Genomic DNA, 20,818 nt, shown 5'->3' on the forward strand with positions numbered 1-20,818 from the left:
ACGAAGCATGCAACTCGCTACGCTCTATTCCCGGTCTTTCGTTGTACGGATGAGATTGTTCCGCAGTTTCACAATTGCCTTTTGCATTTGAACGAAGTCGTCCGGATCAAGGCCGGTTTGCGGGAAACCATCTTCCGACAGGCCTTCACGTAGTTTTCGTCCTTCTTTTGTGAGGCGGATCCTTACCTGGCGCTCGTCTTCCGGGTCGCGCTGACGCAACAAATAGCCCATCACCTCCAGTTTCTTAAGGATCGGCGTGAGGGTGTTGGATTCGAGGAACAGCTTTTCGCCGAGGCTGCCAACGGTCTGGTTGTCTTCCTCCCAAAGTGCAACGAGGGTGATGTATTGCGTATAGGTCAGGCCGAGCCGTTCAAGCATCGGCTTGTAAGCCTTGCCGAAGGCCAGGTTCGAGGAATAGACCGCAAAACACAGGAAGTCGGCGAGCTTCAGGTCCAGTGCGGAGGTCTTTTCATTGGATTTCATGAGCATTCTCTGTGGCCAAAGACGGATGGATCGCAGGGGCAAACTATACATCGCATGCGATGGTGTCGGAAGTGCTCGCACCGTTGCAATCGTTGTCCAGGTCCATCAAGTCCGTGCATGTCGACACCGGCTCGCCAAGGATGCCCTTGGCGAGCTGATGGTGCATCGCGTTATGCCGTGAGGACGTTGATAGCGACATCAATGTTGCCGCGTGTGGCTTTGGAGTACGGGCAGATTTGATCGGCGTTATGAGCCAGCTCAGTCGCGACACCGTGATCCAGACCAGGCACCCGCAGGGTCAGTCGGGCCTGGAGGAAGTAGGCTGGCCCGGTCTGGCCCAGATCTACTTCGATGTCGACGGCCGTGTCGTTCGGCAGCGTCACCTTCATCTGTTGCGCGGCCAGCCCCACCGCCGCGATGTAGCAGGCCGACCATGCCCCAGCGAACAATTGTTCGGCTTTCGGGTGTGGCTGGACAGCGGTGAACTCGTGTTCCGGCTTGGCGCTGCCGGGCGATGACAACGTAATGTCGAGGCTGCCGTTATGGCCTCGCGATGTGTAGCCGGCGCTGTTGTGGGTGGTGTGGGTTTTACCGGTGACCAGTACTTTCTCGATCTTGCTCATGATGATTTCCTCAGGTTTTCCAAATTAATGATTCGCGCGCGCTTGTATCGCTTGCGATGATATCGATGCGTCCCGGCATCACGCCGTAATAACGTTCAGGGCAACGTCGATATTGCCGCGTGTCGCTTTGGAGTACGGGCAGATGGAGTCGGCGATATGCGCCAGTTCGGTGGCGACATCGTGTGACAGCCCCGGCACGCGCAGGGTCAGTCGGGCCTGAAGAAAATAGGCCGGACCAGTCTGGCCCAGGTCCACTTCGATGTCGACAGCCATATCCGCCGGCAACACGATGTTGCGTTCCTGGGCGACCAGCCCCACCGCAGCGGTGTAGCAGGCCGACCATGCACCGGCAAACAGTTGCTCGGCTTTCGGGTGTGGCTGGGTGGCGGCGAATACGTGGGCCGGTTGGGCGGAACCTGGCGAGGACAATTCGATGTCGAGGTTACCGTTATGGCCGCGCAAGGTAATGTCGGCACCGCTCAGGGTGGTGTGGGTTTTGCCGGTGGCCAGTACTTTTTCGATCTTGCTCATGGGGTGTTTCCTCAGGATTTAAGCTTTGCATGCGATTGCATCGCATACGATATTTATGGGATTTAAAAAGACAACCTGTATCAGTTGCCCGCTGCGGTTATCCAGTTGTTGCCGTTGTGGCCATGGAAAGCGTGATCGGTAGTGAAGGACATTGTGTTAACGCTTCCGGTGTTCATGGCTGGATCTCCAAACGGCACACTGTGGGTTGTTTGTCGCTTTCGATTAGATCGTATGCGATGGATAAATATTCAACCAAAGCCCGAATCATGTCAAAGACTATTTTCGGGTCCGGCGACGAATGGCAGGATTGACATCAACCTCTGGCTGCTCGGTTCGGATCACGTTCACACGCGATCCGAACCGAGCCATCCTGATCAGTACACAAGAATCAGGTGTTCGATGCCTGTAAGCCTGGCCCTTATCTCAGGGTCTTGAATCCAGCCCGGACTTCCTGCGAGAACAGCACCGGCTGCTCCCACGCCGCAAAATGCCCACCTTTTGGCAGCCTGTTGTAATGCACAAGATTGGGATAGGCCTGCTGCGTCCAGCTTTTCGGGGCCGCATACAACTCATCAGGAAAAACGCTGACCGCGACCGGGATGTTGACGCCCTTGACGGCGAAGAAGGTTGACTTGTTTTCCCAATAGAGACGACCCGAGGAAACAGCCGTGTTGGTCAGCCAGAACAGCGTGATGTTGTCGAGCACATCATCGGGTGTGAGCCCTTCCGCGTGGCCATCAATGGAGCGTGCAATCATCTCGTAGCTTTTAGGATCGTGGTCAAGCATGAAGGCCGCCAAACCAACGGGTGAGTCAGCAAGGCCTGTCAGCGACTGGGGCCTGTCCCCCATCATGATTGCGTAGCCAATGTGCTTGTAAGTGTTGGCGAGTTGATCCGCCGCCAGCTGCTCCTCCCCAGACAGACCGCTGGGAACCGGCTCGCCGCGGAACAGCGCTGCATCGAGTTCGGGCGGAATGACACCCGGCATATCTGAATGAATACCGATCAAGCCCGGCGGTGCCTTTACCGCCATCAGATCAACAACGATAGAGCCCCAGTCACCCCCTTGTGCTCCATACCGGGTGTAGCCCAGACGCTTCATCAGCTCAATGTAGGCATCGGCGATACGAACGGGATTCCAACCGGCCACGGTGGGTTTCTCCGAGAAGCCATAACCAGGCATCGACGGGATCACCAGGCTGAACGCATCGGCAGCACTGCCACCGTGTGCCGTGGGATCGGTCAATGGCCCGATGACTTTCATCAACTCAATGATCGATCCAGGCCACCCGTGCGCCATAAGCAGCGGCAAGGCATTTTCGTGCTTTGAGCGGACATGAATGAAATGTAGATCCAGACCATCAATGTGAGTGATGAAGTTTGGAACCGCGTTTATTTTGGACTCAATCACCCGCCAGTCGTACTTTGTCGCCCAATGCCTGGCCAATTTCTGGATCGTAGCCAGTTGCACACCTTGGGAGGAGTCACTGACTAACTCCTTATCCGGCCATCTCGTTGCTTGTATGCGTCTGCGTAACTCTGAAAGATCTGTTTCTGTGGCGCAGAAATGGAATGGACGTATCTCAGTGGAATAACCATCCGTTTTTTTTGTTGTATTAGTCATAGCATCAGCCTTGTTTGAAAAACCGAGTAACCCTAACGGCGCAACAGCACATGTCACTGCGGCAGCACCGCAAAATGTACGTCTGGTCAGGGAAAGTTGTTTGGTGTGTCCAGGCATGCAGGCTCCTGAGAAAGCCGGCCCATGGGAATTCCACGCGATAAAAGATGCCACCGGCAATCAGCGGTATTTAAATTAAAACTCTATGAGCTCTTCGTCTTCGCGGACGCACTACGGCAGGCAGGTTCAGCTGGATTTAAACTTCAATCCGCTATAACCAGTCTCGAAAAATATCGATAAGTTTTTTAAACCGAGATGACACCCAATCTGGACAGGCAGGTTTTTATGTTGGATTAAGGAGTTACCCGTTCAATCACGACGTTTGAACATCAAAATAAACATCAATGTTGCCGCGCGTTGCCTTCGAGTAAGGGCACATTTGGTCTGCTGTATGTGCGATGGCGCAAGCCATCTCGTGAGTCAGGCCTGGCAGGCGCACATTGAAACCCGCCTGAAGGAGGTAACCAGTCCCGGTCTGGCCCAGATCGATCTCGATATCGACGCAGACATCGACTGGAATAGCCACCTTCAATTCTTTGGCCGCAAGGCCAAGGGCAGCGATGTAGCAAGCTGACCACGCCCCGGCAAACAGCTGCTCGGCGGTCGGGTGCGGTTGGGTATCAGCAAATACATGGGCCGGTTGGGCGCTGCCGGGCGTTGACAGCTCTATGTCGAGTTTGCCGTTGTGCCCGCGCGAAGTAGTGCCAGAGCGGTTCAAGGTGGTATGGGATTTACCGGTTGCCAAGACTTTTTCGATTTTGCTCATCGGTGATTCCTAAACGGTTTTGATGAAATTCAGATAGCGAAAAAATACGTAACTATCTGACGGGACTGATTTTATAGGCACAGTTAAGGCGCCGAACAGAACGGAAAAACCGATCATGATCGGCGTTACCGCCCTCCCCGGCTGATCCGTTCCAATGGCTCACCGCCCGTCGCCAGGACGCATTGTCGGCTTTGACATCGCCAGGTGTTTGATTGAATATTTGCGCATCTTATGCGATTTGATCGCTTGCGATATATGTGCATCCAAGAACCCCTTACTGTTGAACATCAGCCAATGAACACCGCAGCTTTAAAGAAAAGCCCCACGAGCAAGATTAAACACGTCCTGATAATCAGCAAAACCGGAGGCGGTGGTTCATGAAACTGATCCAGTTGCGCGCCTTCTGCTCAGTGGTCGACATGGGCAGCTTTCGTGCGGCGGCACGAATACTGGACACTGCGCAGAGTACGTTGACCGAGTCGATTCAAAGTCTGGAAAGGGAACTGGGGGTGACCTTGTTGGTGCGTTCCAATCAAGGCATCAGCCTGACCCTGGCCGGTAAGGTTTTCCTGACGCGGGCACGCTCGATCATCCTGGATTGCGATTGCGCTGTACAAGATGTCCGCCAATGGAATGGCATGCCTGAGGGTCAGGTCTCATTGGGTGTCACGGCGGAAACATTGGCCATCTGTCTGATGCCGGTCTTCAGCAGTTTTACCAGCAGATTTCCAAACGTGCAGTTACACATCGCCAGCGGCAAGACGAAGATGCTGATCGAGATGATTCGAGCAGGTCGGCTGGACTTCGTGATGTGCCCCCTTAACCCCAAAGTCTGCGATATCGACCTGCACATCGAGCGGCTTTATCGCTCGACAGCGAGCGTCATTGCACGCAAGGGCCATCCTCTGGCAGAGGCACGCTCAGTGCGCGACTTGGCCGATTGCCAGTGGATCAGTGTCCGGCCAGCCGGGGTTGCAGGTAGCGCTGAGAACCACCTGAACGAACTGTTCAAAGCCCAAGGCTTGCCCCCTCCGAAGATCGCGATCACTACCGAGTCGCTACTGGAAATCCTTCACATCATCTCAGCGACTGACTACCTGACCATTGAGCCCTGCATGATCCCCGGCATGAAGTTATTTTCCTCATCGCTTATCAACATCTCGATTCGCGAGCCGCTGGAGTCATGTGAGGTGTGCTTGATCAGCCGTCGAGTGCCCTCCTCCAACCGAGTCACACAAGAACTGACCAGCATGCTGATTTCTTACTCGCGCTTGCGTCACCGAGCCAAGGGTTGAGCTCCGAGTCGGAGCTCAACCGCATCCATCTAGCCACTGCCCCGATTCACGCTTACCATCGCTCGAGAATTTATACGCCGAGTAAAAAACATGAACCGCCGTAAAAAAATACAGCAGCTATTAAAGGCTCACGCCAAAAAGGCCAGCGCCAAACTGGCGCCGCAAAGCAAGGAAAAATACATCAGCAAGGCTGACCGGTTGAAACTCGAGGCCGAGGCCAGTTCAGACTCAGCCGTTACCGCTGAAAGCTGATCGATACGTCTTAAACGCCGACAATCAGTCTCACCCTGTGGCAGTCAGAAGGCTCAAGTTTTTGACCGTTTGATGAGCGAACCTCAAGCGGCATCAGCGGCTGGCCGAACTGGTTATCCAGCAGCACAGAACGCGTCTCTTGGGGCTGGAACAGAAAACGTTCGCCCCACTGCCTGATACTGACCACTACCGGAAAGATCTCCCGCCCTTTCTCCGTCAGCACGTACTCCTTGTAGGCGCTGCCATCTGACGCCGGTCGAATGTCGAAGACCCCGACCTCGACCAACGTTTTCAGGCGCGACGCCAGAATGTTTTTGGCCACGCCCAAGCTCTTTTGAAATTCGCTGAATCGGCGAATGTCGTCAAATGCGTCGCGGATGATCATCAGCGACCAGCGATCTCCAATGGCCTCAAGTGTTCTGGCGACCGGGCATTCGCTGCCTTGCGGTGAAGCATCGTTGACCATTTTGTTGCCCTTCCCAAACGTGACTTTCAGGTTGCAATTTGAAACCAGATGCAGCAACAATCGCATCCGGTTTTTATTTGAAACCAGATTAACACCATGGAGATGTGCATGACAGCCAAGGTCGACTTAACCACCCAACAACTGTCCACGCAGCCTGCGGGGCTTTCTCCGTCGCTCACGTTGTTGTTTTCTGTCACCTGCGCGCTGGCCGTCGCCAACGTTTATTTCGCGCAGCCTTTACTCGACTCAATGGCTCAGAGCCTCGGCGTGGAATCATCCATGATCGGGTTTGTGGTGACGGCCACTCAGGTCGGTTACGCACTGGGGTTGCTGTTCATCGTGCCGCTGGGCGATTTGGTCAACCGCAAGCGGCTGATTCTTTCCCAAGTGTTGCTGTCTGCGGTGGCGCTCGCGGCAGTCGGCGCAGCACAGCAATGGCTGGCCCTGTTGAGTGCCATGGTCGTGATGGGTTTGTTGGCCGTGGTCGTTCAGGTGCTGGTGGCTTATGCGGCCGTGCTGGCAACGCCCTCACAACGCGGGCATGCCGTGGGGACGGTCACCAGTGGCATTGTTCTGGGCATTCTACTGGCGCGGTTTACGTCTGGCCTGATTGCGGACATCGCGGGCTGGCGCGCCGTGTACTTTGTGTCCTCAGGGTTAATGCTGACCCTCGCGGCAGTGCTGCGGCTCGTGGTGCCGGTCACGGCGTCGCCAAGGCATGACGAATCCTATTTAACGCTCATGCGCTCTCTGTTCAATCTGTTCATCACCGAGCCTGCGTTGCGCGTCAGGGGCTTGCTGGCCCTGCTGATCTTTGCCGCTTTTTCCGTGCTGTGGACCGCCATGGTGCTGCCGTTAAGCGCCCCGCCACTGTCGCTTTCACACACGGCCATCGGCCTCTTTGGCCTGGCCGGCGTCGCCGGTGCCCTGGCGGCCAGAAGAGCCGGCCGCTGGGCCGATCAAGGTCTGGGGCAACGAGTGACCGGCATTTCGCTGGCGCTCTTGACGCTGTCCTGGTTGCCCATCACGTTTGCCGAGACGTCCCTGATCGCGCTGGCCTGCGGCGTCGTCCTGCTCGACTTCGCGGTGCAAGCCGTGCACGTCACCAACCAGAGCATCATTTTTGCTGCACGGCCCGACGCCCAGAGTCGTATGGTCGGCGCCTACATGTGCTTCTACTCCGTCGGTAGCGCGCTGGGCGCCGCCGCCGCGACTCAGGTTTACGCGTTATGGGGATGGATGGCCGTCAGTCTGTTGGGTGCCTTGATCAGCGCCACGGCCTGGGTTGTGTGGTTTCTCACGTTGCAGCGGGGCTCGCAGCCATGTCTGCCAGGAGGCCGCCGTCAATGATGGCGAGGACTGCGGTCGAGCGCGACCCCGGCTCGAACGCAGCCTCGCGCGATCGGCAGCTGCTCCAAGAGGGTGGTGGTAGCCTCGTCTATAGCAGCGGTTACCTGGGGGGTTCTATTTTATCCAGCACGCCGTTTGCCGTGATTTCGGCCACCATGATGCTGTTTGAAATGCCCAGCAGCGCGTAGCGGGCCTCCCCCTCCAGATGATCCACCAATTGATGGACCATCACGTCGATCGAGGCCAGGGTCTCGACCAAAAATACGCCCAGGGTTTCGGCGGTGGCGTGCGGGTCCACGGAAAACAGCGTGCTGCGGGTTCGCGGTTTGGCTTTGATGTCGGCGTTCGACGGGAAGTGGAAATTGAGGGCGCGTTCGGCGGCTTCGTTGAGTTTTTTTGAATCGGGTTCGTACGGGGATGCCGGATCGGTGTCCGGTGGGTTGGGTGTTACTTTGAACATATGCTCGCTTCCATGATTGAGCGCCGCCCTCCTGCGACTAAACGAGAGGGAGGCAGCTGTACGCAGGTTAGTCGACCGGGGAAGCTAGCAAAGCCGGCGCGCCCGAAGGCGCCCTGCGCACAACCACCATCAAGTGCAGGCATGGGAATGCCTGAATGACAGAGCTAATGCACCTTACTTTTAACCCCGGGCGACTAAACCCGACCACTGATGGGCAGTGGCAGGGAAACGATAGAGGCCGGGGACAAAGCAAACAAGCCGGCGGATTCTGTCTTACCCGTAGGCGATGGCGCAAGGCGTTGTAGCCTCTGAGTGGTAACCGAAGGCTTCATTTAAACGCGGGCGATTTTTCTTGTTTAAGCCAGCCTGTCGACTGAACACGCGGCCTACCTGACACCGGGAACCCTCGCATAAATAACACATAATAATCCGCGCCAAGCGGCACCCCGGATAAGAGCTGCTACGCTTCAAGCATTGACTTTCGCGCTTTCCAACACACTGGCGCACACACTCTCTGCAGGCTGATGGAACAGCCGAATGATCAGATCCTGCGCCCAACCGAAACACACTTCGTTGCGCAAAGGAGTGATCATGCCACCCCGTAAAAAAGCGCCCGCCGACAGCAAGTCAGGGCAACTGCTAGACGACGGGGAAGAACGGGTCTTTCACTCACGCAAGGAGCGCCTGTACGCGGGCGAGCAGTTACGCGCCCGTCTGCCGCATGCCCTTCACGCCGAATGGAAACCCGCGCGCAAACACCGCGACCCTATCGCGCTCCTTGAAGAGTCCAATCGTTATCGACTGCCCAATCTGGTGCCCGTGCGCTACGGGCGCATGCTGGCCAGTCCGTTCACCTTTTTACGCGGTTCTTCGGGGTTGATGGCCCATGACCTGGCGACCACCCCGATCACCGGCTTTCAGGTCCAGGCGTGCGGGGATTGTCACCTGATGAATTTCGGATTGTTCGCGACACCTGAGCGCAATCTGATCTTCGACATCAACGATTTCGACGAAACCCTCCCCGCCCCTTGGGAATGGGATGTCAAACGCCTGGCGATCAGTTTTGCCGTGGCCGCCCGCGACAACCGCCTCAGCGATAAAGCGGCAAAGGCCAGTGCCGCCGAATGTGTGCGTGCCTACCGCGAGAGCCTGCGCAAATTTTCCAAGATGAGCCCGGTGGAAGTCTGGTACGACTGCCTGGACGCCCAAGCGATCATCGACATGGCGCCCAAGCGATCATCGACATGGCGCCCAATGCTGAGATCAAGAAAATCCGTCAGCAATTGGTCGCCAAGGCCAAGCTGCGTGTTGGCGATTACCTTTATCCCAAAATTAGCGGTGAAGTCGGAGGGCGACGGCGTCTGATCGATCAACCGCCGATTCTTTTTCATGTGTATGAAAAGGGCTTCGTGCGCAACGTCCATCTGGCGCTGCAGGATTATCGATTGTCGCTGCCCCATGAACGGCGCGTGCTGTTCGATCGCTACCGTCTCGAAGACATTGCCGTCAAAGCGGTCGGCATCGGCAGCGTCGGCACTTATTGTTTCGTCGGCCTGTTTTTTTCCGCAGAAAATCACCCCTTGCTTCTGCAATTCAAGGAAGCCTGTCCCTCGGTACTCGCGCCCTACGCCGGAAAAAGCGAATACGAGAATCAGGGACAACGTGTCGTCACGGGGCAGCGTCTGATGCAGTCGTCCAGCGACATCTTTCTGGGCTGGACACGCGGTCAGAACGGCCGCTATTTCTTTGTGCGTCAGTTGCGCGACATGAAACTGTCAGCGCCCACCGAGGGCATTTCCGCCCAACGATTGAAGATATACGCCGAGTGGTGCGGTCTGACCCTGGCCCGTTCCCACGCCAAATCCGGGGATGCTGCACTTATCAGTGGCTACCTGGGCAAGACCGACTCCTTCGACCAGGCCATCGGAACATTTGCCCTTACCTATGCCGATCAAAACGCAAAAGACCATGCCTCGCTGGTGGCCGCCGAGAAATCAGGTCGGATCATTGCATTGAGAGAGGAAGAGCTATGAGGCCGGGTTTGCCGGTGGGCGTGATTTTTCGCGTCTGTCATGAATAGCCAAGCGACTGTCGTCAAATGAAAAGCGCCCCCGATTCGGGGGCTTTTTAATGGGAGTCATAAAAAAGCATCTGGCGTTTGAGCCTGTCTGATCGCCCACAAGGTGAACACGATTGCTCCGCCTGAGCCACGAGTGGCCGGGTGCACTCAGCAGAGAATAACAATATGAAAAGCGTGAAAAGTCTTCTGGCTGCTTCACTCCTGATGACGCTGGCGATTGATGCCCAGGCCTATGTATCAAGTCAGCAAGCTGCCGAACTGGGCACCAGCCTGACGCTGGTCGGTGCCGTTCCCGATCCCGCAATCGGGTGCCGAAGCGATGTGGAATTTCCTGCTGCGCTACCAGGGCGTCAACATTCATTCCAAGTACGACTCCTGGAATGTCGACTCGGCGGGGGTGGCAAGCCTGGCCGTCACCGGCGAGGCCTTCGTCTCGTTCCCGATCTACGAAAACCTGTCGAAGCCGATCAACAACTCCGACCTCTAGTACCAGTTGAAACTGTCCTATACCGGGCCTGCGCGGCGAGCCGGCGAATCGATCAGACTCCTCGTCATGCTGGCCCTGATTGCGCACCGGGTGATGGGACGCTGCGATTCGCCACACCGGCGCCGGACCAAGTGTCTGGAACGCCTGATCAATAAAGTCGATTTGCTGTTGCAAACCTTCACGCGGCGCCGACGTGTCGAGGAACACCATGCGCACCAATGGGCGACCGTCGACTTCCCCGAAATCCTTGGCGTAAAAATTCATCGGCATCTGCCAGCGGCCCGATCCCGTGTGCTGCTGTCCGCACTTGATCTCGTACTTTTGCGACACCGGGTAATCGTGATTGCCCGGTACCTCGTAGAACAGCACATGACTAGCCAGTGGCCCCAATAAACACGTTCGAACCGGGTTTGCCAACTGAGGTCATGGGTACTGGCCAGCGACTTGCCGTAGAAGTTGTCGCCCAGGAACACCACCATGTTCAGGCGCCCCTCATTGGCGGCGACGCGCTCCATGGCCCGCCCCACCCGCCACTGCTGCAGGTCACCGCTGCCTTGGTCGCCACTTCGATAGCGATATACCAAGGTGAGTTCCCCATACTTACGGGCCCAAAACCGTGCCACTAAGGGTTTTCCCTATCCCCCAAGCCCCCCGCACCTACGCCGTTTGCGCCTTGAACGGGGCGGTTTAATCCTGCACCATCCGCCCCAGCTTATCCAAAGGACGGAATTCAAGGCATGCTGGACGCTAACGCAACCCATATTTCCCTCACGCTGGAAGGCGTTTGCGCCGACCTGCAAGTGCTCAGTTTCGTCGGCCGTGAAGCCCTCAACCAGCCGTTCTGTTTCGACATCGAACTGGTCAGCGCCCGCCCCGACCTGAAACTCGAAGAGATCCTGCACAAACCCGGTTGCCTGACCTTCGGCGCAACCGGCAAAGGCCTCATCCATGGCCTGGTCTATCGCATCGAGCAAGGCGACTCGGGTAAAAAACTGACCCGCTACAGCATCAGCCTGTGCCCGCAACTGGCCTACCTGCGCCACAACCACGACCAGCAAATCTTCCAGCAGTTAAGCGTGCCGAAGATCATCGCGCAGGTCCTGGAAGCGCGCGGCATCCTCGCTGACGCCTACAGCTTTCAGTGCGGCGCGGTCTACCCGGACCGCGACTACTGCGTGCAGTACGACGAATCCGACCTGCATTTCATCCAGCGCCTGTGCGAAGAAGAAGGCATTCACTTCCACTTCCAGCACAGCGCCAGCGGCCACACACTGGTGTTCGGCGATGATCAGACCGTGTTCCGCAAACTCGCGCCCGTGGCCTACCAGCAAGATTCCGGCATGGCCGCCGAGAAACCGGTAATCAAACGCTTCAACCTGCGTCTGGAAACCCGCACCAGCCGCGTCAGCCGCCGCGACTACGACTTCGAGAAGCCACGCATCCTGCCCGAAGGCGCCGCCAAGAGCGGCGTCGCCCCGGACCTCGAAGACTACGATTACCCCGGCCTCTTCCTCAACCGCGAACGCGGCAAACAACTGGCAACCCGCGCGCTGGAACGCCATCGCAGCGACTACAAACTCGCTGAAGGCAAAGGTGACGAACCGACGTTGGCCAGTGGCCACTTCATGGCCCTCAGCGAACACCCGCGCACCGAATGGAACGACCTCTGGCTGCTGCTCGAAGTGGTCCACGAAGGCAAACAGCCGCAAGTGCTCAGCGAGAACATCACCAGCGACGTCACCCACAACAAAGACGATTTCCACCAGGGCTACCGCAACCGCTTCCTCGCCACGCCATGGGACGCGCACTACCGCCCTGCCCTCGAACACCCGAAACCGCAAGTCCTCGGCAGCCAGACCGCCATCGTCACCGGCCCGCCAGGCGAAGAAATCCATTGCGACGAATACGGTCGCGTCAAAGTGCAATTCTTCTGGGACCGCGACGGCCAGGCCAACGACAAAACCAGCTGCTGGTTGCGCGTCGCCACCGGCTGGGCCGGCAGTGCCTACGGCGGCATCGCCATCCCGCGTGTCGGCATGGAAGTGCTCGTCACCTTCCTCGAAGGCGACCCCGACCAGCCACTGGTCACCGGCTGCCTGTACCACAAGGAAAACCTCGTCCCCTACGACCTGCCGGCGAACAAAACCCGCAGCACCTTCAAGACCCTCAGCTCACCGGGCGGCAAGGGCTACAACGAATTTCGCATCGAAGACAAAAAAGGTGCGGAACAGATCTACCTCCACGCCCAGCGCGACTGGGATGAAAACATCGAACACGACCAGAAAATCCGCATCGGCAACGAACGGCACGACACGGTCGAGGCCAACGTCTTCAGCGAATTCAAGGTCGAAGAACATCGCATCACTTATCTGGATCGCAAGACTGAAGCGCGGGCCGATGATCACCTGACCGTGGCGACCACCCAGCATGTGAAGGTCGGCACGGCGCAGTTCGTCGAGGCGGGAGAAGAGATTCACTACAACGCTGGCGACAAGGTGGTGGTTGAAGGCGGGATGGAACTGACGGCCAAGGCTGGCGGGAGTTTCGTCAAGGTGGATGCCGGGGGTGTGACGATTAGTGGGGCTGAGGTGAAGACCAATTCGGGTGGATCGCCGGGTTCGGGGAGTGGGATTCAGATAGTGGGGCCTCTTTTGCCCGGCTTGGCTGACAAGGACAAATTCGGCAAGCTACTTGATAGTGCCCCGCGAAGCCACAAAGCCCGCTACCTGCTCCAAGACGAAAAAACAGGAGAGCCATTAGCAAGAAGCCCCTACACATTGAAGCTGGCAGATGGCACACGTATTGCCGGTTACACCAATGAGGAAGGGAAAACTTTTCAGGCCTATAGCACCAACCCGGCGGAGGTGGAATTGCTGACGCCAATCCGTAAGCCGGAACCTGAGGAACTGTTGATCAGGGCAGGTGAAAGTGCACCGAAAGAATTGACCCTGGACTTCAAAGACGCCAATTCGGAGGGCTGATACATGGCAGTCATACAACCACCCCAAACACCACAGGGATGTACCAGCACAAGCATTGAAGGGACGGTCAAACAGGCACAACTGCCTAATCCTGAAAACAAGCCCTATTTGATGGAGAAAGCCAATTACGCTGCGCGATTCCCGAAGCTATCGATCAAGAAGGCAAACGACGGCGGCGTCACTGGGCTGGAACTAAAACAACTTGTCATGAGTGGATTGATCCGGGCTGACGAGTACCGGTGGGACTTTCTCTGGGACTATAAGGCGGAAGTGTGTTTTGACATGGCGTTCCTACCACCGAAGCCATTCCTCAGCTCCTCGTGGATGGGTGACGATAAAAAACTCGACCCCGAGCGGCGCCATGCATTGTTTCCATTTCCCAAAGGCTCGGTTAAAGGGCTTCTGCGGCGACCAGACGTTATCATCGTAAAAAGTAGAGGTGTCCGTTGGCCGGGACAGGCAGGACCTGATCATCAGGGTATTGGTCACCCGAATAATCTAGAGCGATTGGTGGAAGTAAAATTTCCTGGGGACGTTCTTGGGATGGCTCAAAGAGAGGCATACCTTGATATCGCAGGGGGACCGAATCGATTCTCCGTTTTGGAAATTAATGACTGCCGTGATGATGGTGATCGCGAACGAGATCGCCAATACAACAGAGAGCACAAGCCAACAGGGGAATTCAATCCTCTACAGTGGCCTGTGTTATTACCCCCAAGGGGCCCTGATGAATCCCCAAGACCGGCACCTGTTCCAGTACCTGTGTACGGTCCGACAACAACCCCCAGGCCTGCCCATGTTGAAAGCTGGACTCAACAGGTTCAGGAGGCTGTAGATGGTCTTCTGGAACAAGGCGCTCAAGGAATTCGCAAGCTTTCTCAGGAAGTACAAAAACATCTCGAGGATGCCGCAACGTGGCTTGGAGTCAAAGGTGAGTGGATCCGACGCGAATCACAAAAAGCTTGGGAGTGGGTTAGTGAAACGGGGGCCCAGGTCATCCGCTGGACAGATGAGCAATTGAGAGCCGTTTGGAAAGAGATTCAACGCTATACAGACATGACGCTCGAAATGCTTCGGCAAATCGATTGGGTTCAGGTTTTGATCGATCTGGGCATCGCAGCGGCAACTGTAGTGATCGCGTTTGCCATCGGAGCAGCTTGTGTAGCGGCGGGTATCCCTGCGGCCATTGTTGCCGGCCTCTTGGTTATTGTGCGTCTAGCGCAACTTTCGTGGGCCTTGCTAGCCAGCATCTTGGGCGGCGTAGCCGTTACTGCAACAGTCACGGCCGGATAAAAGGATACTTATGGACATTATGAAAAAACTGGCTGAACAAGCCCCGGACTTGACTTTTGAATTACCGGACAGCACACCCGTCGTCAGGCTGGGACTGATCGCTACGATCTACTTCAAAGAAGGTTACTTATTTCAAAGTAAGAAAAGCGTAATGGAGTGCTTCGACCGGTTTAAGGCAGAATTCGGTCAACACCTTAAAGGGCAATTTGATGGCCGTTATAAGAAACTGACCGACGACAGTTTCAAGAAAACGACGTTGAAGATTCTTGAAACCGACTCAAACGAACAGTATGAATGGCACATCAGCAGCGCTCCGACTGCAGCTGGGGCCGGCGAATATAGCCTTTCAGCATTGAACTCTTTCGAGGTCCATGGTGACCAGAAGCGCTCGTACCTGAAAATCACATTACCTTGGACTTTCTTACAGGAAGTCAACGGCGCTGCGAGATTCCAAAACTGGCTAATCTACCTTTGTAATCAGGTGAAGGCCGATCACGGTTATGGCGGACTTTCCAGCGTCTTGCCTTATGATTTCGATAGCTACATGCCAATCGAATTTCAGTTGGCTCAGCAGTTTTCCGGACTTGAAGTGGACTCGATGGTCCATAACTTCAAGCGAGAATTGCTCGATAATATAAAGGGCGTGAACTGGTACACCGTTCTTGGCAAACAGTTTGTAGAACGCTTGGGGGGTGAAAACTCACTAGGCCATGCGTTTAGTGGTCGCGGCGATGTAGCGATATTGACTTACGACAATGGACTAATCCTCCGCGCGGGAGACCTTCCCCAACTGGGCGGCGACAACGAACAGTTTCCCCCTGCCTATGTGGCAGTCAATCGAGTCGTAAAATCGCTGCGCATCCCCAATCCAGGCCAGTTGCACACATACTCTCCTTATGGAAACTGCTTTGAGGAAGACAGCACCGCTCGCTGGTATGCCCGTTTCGACCAGGATGATATTCAATCGAAAACTCCGGCACGCCTTGAGGCCGGCCAGCCATGCACTGTTTCTGGTTACTGGTTCAGTTCCTCCCAGGCGGACTCCCGACGCTACTTCAGCAAAGGCGAAATCTTGCCAACCTTCAGCGGTTCAACGTGGGGTGACACGCTTTGGTATTGGTCAGGTGAGAAATAACACTATAGTGGCTGGCTATTAAGCGGACACTTCATGTCCCTAAACGAATACCGCGCAGAGAGCATTTTGGCAAGAGGGCATCAGTGACGAGATGAACGAGCCCCATGAAAGACAGGACACCGTTTCCCCCTTACGATAAGGGATAGGCAAACGGTTATGTTTATGACTAATAGCAACGATAAGAGTGGTGAGCTTTTGGGCCAGGAGCGGCGTCGTCGCTGGAGCCCAGAGCAAAAGCTGGCCATGGTTCGAGAGAGCCTTGAACCGGGACAAAGCGTTTCAGTGGTGGCTCGGCGCAACGGCATCAATGCCAACCAGTTGTTCCTGTGGCGCAAGCTGTACCAGGGCGGCAGCCTCTCGGCGGTCAGTGCTGGCGAAGCCGTGGTACCGGCCTCCGAGCTGAGCGATGCGCTCAAGCAGATCCGTGAACTGCAACGGATGTTGGGCAAGAAAACGATGGAAGCAGAAATCCTCAAAGAGGCCGTGGAGATCGCCCGGTCGCGAAAATGGATTGCGCACTCACCCTTGTTGCCGGGGGACGACCAGTGAAACTGGTCAGCGAATGTCTCGGTGTGGCGCGCTCGCAATTAACGGTTCGAATCAAGCAATCGGCATCGCCCAAGACACGGCGAAGCAGGCCTGTGAACGATGCTGAGTTGGTGGCCGAAATCCAGCAACAGGTCAGCGAACTGCCCAGCTATGGCTACCGTCGAGTCTGGGGATTGCTGCGTCGCGCCCGTGAAACCCAGTTGCTACCCGCGATCAACGTGAAGCGGGTTTACCGGGTTATGCGTGATCACAACCTACTGCTTGAACGCCGGATCAAACAACCCGGCGTGCCGCGTCGACACGAAGGCCGTATTGCGGTGCAAACCAGCGATACGCGTTGGTGCTCGGACGGCTTTGAATTCCGTTGCGAGGACGGCGCCAAACTGAGCGTGACCTTCTCCCTGGACTGCTGCGACCGCGAAGCCATCGGCTGGGTCGCCAGCCCGACCGGGTATAGCGGTGATGATATCCGCGACTTGATGCTGGAAAGTGTGGAGAAGCGCTTCGGTGATCAACTACCCGCCATCCCGGTGCAATGGCTCAGCGACAACGCCTCGGCTTACACCGCCGAACAGACACGCCTGTTTGCTCGGCAGATCGGTTTGCAGCCGGTGACCACCCCAGTGCGCAGTCCGCAGAGCAACGGCATGGCCGAGAGCTTCGTGAAGACGATGAAGCGGGATTACGTGGCGCACATGCCCAAGCCGGATCGAGAAACGGCGCTACGTAACCTGGCAATTGCCTTCGAGCATTACAACGAGCAGCATCCGCACAGCGCCTTGAGCTATCGCTCGCCTAGGGAGTTCAGGCGCTTGGCAGCAGCATCAATTTAACGGGGAGTTGGTGTCCGGTTTTGTAGGGGCAAGTCCACGAGAAAGACAGTCTTCACTGGAAAGAGCTCTTGCCAAATAGACCAGAACCTATCACGTAGCACGATTTACACTTGAAGAAAAAGCTCGTGCCGCTTGTATCGAGATAGTTGAGTCTTATCAGGACCCACCCCTTCGTGCTCTTGAATAAAGAAAGCATTTTCCATTCTTAGCAATGTACTTACTCGACGTCCTCATAAAAATCCAGCGCCATTCGAGCGCTGGATTTTTGTGTAAAGATCAGCCGTCAGATCGGCGCCTTCCACCCCATCATCCGCTGCTGCGCCACCGCTAACAGGTCAAACCCATCTTGGGTCAGCAAGTCGATAAGGCGCCTGATTCTGTAGGACCTTGCCGAAGCCTCCGTATCCGCTTTCCCAGGAGTGCAGTCCGGTGGGTGCATCACGTTCACGGCGCACTGATTCCAAGCTGAACACGTGCAGCCTGATCTACAAGGCCAAGCGCACAATCGAGTGCCTCAAAGCCCAGGCGTTTTCGCGGGCTGATGAAAACACTGCTCAACTGAACACACTGTTTGCCCTGTTGATCTGAGTTTCCCTGGCAACGACGTTCACTTGGAGTAAACCGTTGGCGAGTCACCGGCCAGCGCCCGACTGGATGATGTAATCAGCGAACTCGCCAACAATGCCTTCAACCCCATCGGCTTGGCGAAGTAGTAACCCTGGGCCTGCCCGGCGCCTATTTCTCGCAGCAGTTCCAGCGTCGCTTCATCCTCGACCCCTTCGGCGACCACATTCAGGTCCAGCGATTCGGCCATCCGCACAATCGCCCGGACGATGGCGCGACTGCGCGCACTGGTGGTCAGTTCGAGGATGAACGATTTATCGATTTTCAAGCCGCTGAAACGGTATTGATGCACGTAGCTCAGGGACGAAAACCCTGCACCAAAGTCATCGAGCACTACCGACATCCCGTTGTCGGCCAATTGCTGCATGGTCAGGCGAGCGATGGCCGGCTCAGCCACCAGCGCACCTTCGGTCAACTCCAGGCAGATCCGCGAGGGCGCAACCCCGTGCCGCGCCAACAGGGCAAGCACTTCGCTGGCGAAGTCCGGACGCGTCATGCTGTAGCTGGAGCAATTGACATGCACCGCAGGCCAACCCGCATGCTCGGGCTGTGCGAGGATCACGGCCACGCTGGTGAGCATGTACAGGTCCAGTCGACCGATCAGGCGCAAGCCCTCGACGTCCGGCAAGAACTCGCCCGGCGCGATCACCCGGCCCCCCGGTTGATGCCAGCGGACCAATGCTTCAAGGGCGACCCATTCGCCGGTATCGACGCTGACGATCGGCTGGAAATACGGCAGCAATTCGTCAGTCCGTTTGAGCGCGTTGCGCAAGGCCCCTTCCCGCTCGACCTGGTCCGAGACTTCACGGCGCACTTCCTGATTGAACACCGCGTAGCTGTCGCGCCCGGCACTCTTGACCCGGTACATCGCGGCATCGGCATCGCGCAGCAAGTCGGCGGGTTCGTGATGGAACTGACTGTCGGCGCTGACGATACCGATGCTGCAGGACGAAAACACTTCATGGCCATTGATGAAAAACGGCAGGTCAAACGCCACCAGAATCCGTTCGGCGATTTCGATCACCACCTCCAGCGAGGCCTCGGGCGCCAGTACCGAAAACTCATCGCCCCCCAGGCGCGCCAGCATGTCGGTTTCACGCAGGCAACCGCGCAGACGCTGGGCGGCCTGCATCAACAGCAGGTCGCCGAAGTGGTGGCCGAGGCTGTCGTTGACCATCTTGAAACGGTCGAGGTCAATGAACATCACCGCCAGGTGCCCGCCGGCGCTGCCAAACTCTGACCAGGCCTGGCTGAGGCGCTGTTGCAGGTAAGTACGATTCGGCAGCCCGGTCAGTGCATCGTGAGAGTTTTCGTGTTGCAACTTGGCATTGGCGTGATCGAGCTCGCGGGTGCGGTTCTGCACCCGGGCCTCCAGCTTGAGATTGGCAGCATGGATCGCTTCGGCAGCCGTGCGCCGTGACAACGCGGTGTCGATGTGTCGCGATACAAACGTCAGCAGTTCCTGGTCACGCAAGGTATAGCGCACCTGCGAGGTATAGCTCTGCACCGCCAGCACACCGCGCACCACATCGCCATCGAACAAGGGAATGCCCAGCCAGGAGTAAGACCGCACAGACTCATTGGCCAGTTCGATTTCACCGTTCGCCGCCAATCGTTCAGCCTCGCCGACGTCAATCAGGCACGGCCGGCGCTGACGGATAACGTACTCGGTCAAGCCCCGGCAGCCACGCCGTGCCGGCGGGCAAATCGTCTGCCGCTCATCGACGTAATACGGAAAGGTCACTTCACTGATCGCATCATCAAACAGCGCGATATAGAAGTTCCGCGCGAACAGCAGATCACCGACGATGCCATGCAAGGTTTGGAACAACTCCGCCATGTCGCCGGGCTGGCTCGACAGTTCGGCAATCTGGAACAGCGCGCTCTGCAGGTGTTCGGCGCGCTGTCGGTCGGCCACTTCCTGCCTCAACGCGTCGTTGACGGCCGAAAGTTCCAGGGTGCGGCGCATCACCGTCCCTTCCAGGTCTTCGCGGTGCAGAATCCGGTCCAGCGCCATGGCCACGTGGCGCGCCACCACCAGAAACAGCGCGCGGTCTTCAGCGCTGTAAGTACGGGAAACGTCGTAGACCTGCATGGCCAGCATGCCAAAGACGTCGTCCGAGGCATTTTTCAACGGCGCGCCCATCCAGAATTCCGGACGATCACCCACGCAGTAGAAACGGTCTTCGGCCTGCGCCGCGATAATGCCAGCGGCGTCGATCAGCAGCGGCTGGCCGGTGGTCAGTACCTGGCCGGTCAACGACAGGTGCGAAGGGTCGAGGTATTCGTAGTGCTGGGACTCCACGGCATCCACGTCAATGATGTCGACGTAATACGGGTAGTCAATCTTGCCGGTGTGCGGGTCATACAGCGCGAGGTAGAAGTTCTCGGCGTCGATCAGGCTGGCCAGCAGCTGGTGAACCCCCACCAGAAACACCGAGCGGTCGCGGGTCGAACTGGCGAGGTAAGTAATTTCATAGAGCACACGCTGAGTAATCTGCGCGCGGGCCAGGGTATTGGTCTGAACCTCAATGCCCAGGCGCTGGGCAAAATCCGCGAGCGCCGGGTCCGCGGCTTCATTGATGGGCGCAAGTAGCCAGCCGAGCTCGCTTTCGCCTTTACCGGTCGGCCAGCGGTGCAAGCGCTGAGTCTGGCAAAACGCGTCGAAGTCTTCATTTGCCACGCTCGACGGCCACTGCACCGTTGGGTCGCCCTGCCCGACCAGGTGCATTTGTTCACCGGCGCGGTAAACCGCCCACGCGGTCGAGTGCGCCCAGTGGCGCGCGGGGATCAACAATTGCTCAATAGTGTCCTTGTTGCCAGCGTAAGTCATGCCGACCGTGTCCAGATGTCCTTTCAGTTGAGATGCGACAACGTCGCAATCGTTCGATTGCCTCGGGGCGTCGGTCAATGGACGAACACTCATCAG

Annotated in this window: 19 protein-coding genes and 1 pseudogene; 12 read left to right on the plus strand and 8 right to left on the minus strand. The window is 57.0% G+C overall.

Annotation, left to right across the window (positions count from 1 at the left end):
- Positions 1-24 precede the first annotated feature (24 nt).
- The 5 genes from NL116_RS19135 to NL116_RS19155 form a co-directional block, all read right to left on the minus strand.
- Positions 25-483, minus strand: a complete 459-nt coding sequence (locus tag NL116_RS19135) for a MarR family winged helix-turn-helix transcriptional regulator (RefSeq protein WP_494373560.1) — start codon at positions 481-483, stop codon at positions 25-27.
- A gap of 170 nt (positions 484-653) precedes the next feature.
- Positions 654-1,106 carry an Ohr family peroxiredoxin gene (locus NL116_RS19140; RefSeq protein ID WP_494373561.1) on the minus strand — a complete coding sequence of 151 codons (453 nt, stop codon included), beginning with the start codon at positions 1,104-1,106 and terminating at the stop codon, positions 654-656.
- A gap of 78 nt (positions 1,107-1,184) precedes the next feature.
- Positions 1,185-1,637, minus strand: coding sequence for an Ohr family peroxiredoxin (locus tag NL116_RS19145; RefSeq protein WP_494373562.1), 453 nt, complete (start codon positions 1,635-1,637; stop codon positions 1,185-1,187).
- Positions 1,638-2,055: 418 nt separating this feature from the next.
- Positions 2,056-3,378 carry an epoxide hydrolase family protein gene (locus NL116_RS19150; protein ID WP_494373563.1) on the minus strand — a complete coding sequence of 441 codons (1,323 nt, stop codon included), beginning with the start codon at positions 3,376-3,378 and terminating at the stop codon, positions 2,056-2,058.
- A 253-nt stretch (positions 3,379-3,631) separates the two neighbouring features.
- The gene (locus NL116_RS19155) at positions 3,632-4,084 is read right to left on the minus strand and encodes an Ohr family peroxiredoxin (RefSeq protein ID WP_494373564.1); all 453 of its coding nucleotides are present in this window, start codon (positions 4,082-4,084) and stop codon (positions 3,632-3,634) included.
- Positions 4,085-4,461: 377 nt separating this feature from the next.
- On the opposite strand from NL116_RS19155, the gene NL116_RS19160 reads away from it, so the two are divergent.
- Both NL116_RS19160 and NL116_RS19165 read left to right on the plus strand, forming a co-directional pair.
- Positions 4,462-5,379, plus strand: a complete 918-nt coding sequence (locus tag NL116_RS19160; protein ID WP_494373565.1) for a LysR substrate-binding domain-containing protein — start codon at positions 4,462-4,464, stop codon at positions 5,377-5,379.
- Between the two features lie 90 nt (positions 5,380-5,469).
- Positions 5,470-5,631: a DUF2986 domain-containing protein gene (locus NL116_RS19165; RefSeq protein WP_194940313.1), complete on the plus strand. Its 162-nt coding sequence runs from the start codon at positions 5,470-5,472 to the stop codon at positions 5,629-5,631.
- A 10-nt stretch (positions 5,632-5,641) separates the two neighbouring features.
- Here NL116_RS19165 and NL116_RS19170 read toward each other — a convergent pair whose 3' ends face one another.
- Positions 5,642-6,097, minus strand: a complete 456-nt coding sequence (locus NL116_RS19170) for a winged helix-turn-helix transcriptional regulator (protein WP_494378096.1) — start codon at positions 6,095-6,097, stop codon at positions 5,642-5,644.
- A gap of 108 nt (positions 6,098-6,205) precedes the next feature.
- Between NL116_RS19170 and NL116_RS19175 the strand changes: the two genes are divergently transcribed.
- Positions 6,206-7,447, plus strand: coding sequence for an MFS transporter (locus NL116_RS19175; RefSeq protein WP_494373566.1), 1,242 nt, complete (start codon positions 6,206-6,208; stop codon positions 7,445-7,447).
- A gap of 100 nt (positions 7,448-7,547) precedes the next feature.
- Here the strand turns inward: NL116_RS19175 and NL116_RS19180 are convergent, their stop codons facing one another.
- Complete coding sequence (locus tag NL116_RS19180; RefSeq protein ID WP_410922687.1) at positions 7,548-7,907, minus strand: DUF6124 family protein; 360 nt, start codon at positions 7,905-7,907, stop codon at positions 7,548-7,550.
- 591 nt (positions 7,908-8,498) lie between these two features.
- Here NL116_RS19180 and NL116_RS19185 point away from each other — a divergent pair.
- The 9 genes and pseudogenes from NL116_RS19185 (at position 8,499) to NL116_RS19225 (ending at position 17,853) form a co-directional block, all read left to right on the plus strand.
- Positions 8,499-9,272, plus strand: coding sequence for a DUF2252 family protein (locus NL116_RS19185; RefSeq protein ID WP_494373567.1), 774 nt, complete (start codon positions 8,499-8,501; stop codon positions 9,270-9,272).
- The gene (locus NL116_RS19190) at positions 9,191-9,940 is read left to right on the plus strand and encodes a DUF2252 family protein (protein ID WP_494373568.1); all 750 of its coding nucleotides are present in this window, start codon (positions 9,191-9,193) and stop codon (positions 9,938-9,940) included. Before NL116_RS19185 ends, NL116_RS19190 begins: the two co-directional genes overlap by 82 nt.
- Before the next feature lie 330 nt (positions 9,941-10,270).
- A pseudogene (locus NL116_RS19195) lies at positions 10,271-10,534 on the plus strand (DUF1329 domain-containing protein); the annotation flags it as partial.
- Between the two features lie 6 nt (positions 10,535-10,540).
- Positions 10,541-10,867: a hypothetical protein gene (locus NL116_RS19200; protein WP_494378168.1), complete on the plus strand. Its 327-nt coding sequence runs from the start codon at positions 10,541-10,543 to the stop codon at positions 10,865-10,867.
- Positions 10,868-11,211: 344 nt separating this feature from the next.
- A complete protein-coding gene (locus NL116_RS19205) occupies positions 11,212-13,455 on the plus strand; it encodes a type VI secretion system Vgr family protein (RefSeq protein ID WP_494373569.1) in 2,244 nt (747 codons plus the stop codon).
- Positions 13,456-13,458: 3 nt separating this feature from the next.
- Complete coding sequence (locus NL116_RS19210) at positions 13,459-14,748, plus strand: VRR-NUC domain-containing protein (protein WP_494373570.1); 1,290 nt, start codon at positions 13,459-13,461, stop codon at positions 14,746-14,748.
- Positions 14,749-14,758: 10 nt separating this feature from the next.
- Complete coding sequence (locus tag NL116_RS19215) at positions 14,759-15,883, plus strand: type VI immunity family protein (RefSeq protein WP_494373571.1); 1,125 nt, start codon at positions 14,759-14,761, stop codon at positions 15,881-15,883.
- Positions 15,884-16,045: 162 nt separating this feature from the next.
- Positions 16,046-17,265 (plus strand): IS3 family transposase gene (locus tag NL116_RS19220; protein WP_494373572.1). Its coding sequence is split into 2 segments (ribosomal slippage): positions 16,046-16,391 and positions 16,391-17,265, totalling 1,221 coding nucleotides; the frame shifts between segments, so codons are not numbered across the junction.
- Positions 17,266-17,694: 429 nt separating this feature from the next.
- On the plus strand, positions 17,695-17,853 hold the full coding sequence (locus tag NL116_RS19225) for a hypothetical protein (protein ID WP_494378169.1): 159 nt from the start codon (positions 17,695-17,697) through the stop codon (positions 17,851-17,853).
- Between the two features lie 19 nt (positions 17,854-17,872).
- Here the strand turns inward: NL116_RS19225 and NL116_RS19230 are convergent, their stop codons facing one another.
- Positions 17,873-20,815 carry a sensor domain-containing phosphodiesterase gene (locus NL116_RS19230; RefSeq protein ID WP_494373573.1) on the minus strand — a complete coding sequence of 981 codons (2,943 nt, stop codon included), beginning with the start codon at positions 20,813-20,815 and terminating at the stop codon, positions 17,873-17,875.
- Between the last annotated feature and the right edge of the window lie 3 nt (positions 20,816-20,818).

The sequence above is a fragment of the Pseudomonas sp. FBCC-B1667 genome, assembly GCF_059133255.1.